Genomic DNA, 263 nt, shown 5'->3' on the forward strand with positions numbered 1-263 from the left:
TGTTTTGGATTCGTTGTTAATGAACCTAACCATGGAGCATTCCCAGATGGATTTGTTAAACTGGTACACCACCCATCATTATTTTTACACGTATTATCAAAGCCAGTTGTCGTTGTTCCCTTATAACCAGGGTAGATGATGTTATATGAGCCACGCTCAGTCTCTTCACGACTATATTCAGCACCTACATTAAAACTATGTGTAAGCTGACCAGTTTTAAGTTTCCCGGCTAAAGATAGTTGATCTGTGAACGCTTCTGTTTC

At 39.5% G+C, this 263-nt stretch carries 1 protein-coding gene; it reads right to left on the reverse strand.

The window, feature by feature from the left end:
* Nucleotides 1–263: hypothetical protein (locus ACYYG1_RS17540; protein WP_461211623.1), on the reverse strand; the 263-nt coding region annotated here is incomplete at both ends.

This window comes from Desulfocurvus sp. DL1XJH-121 (genome assembly GCF_054819825.1).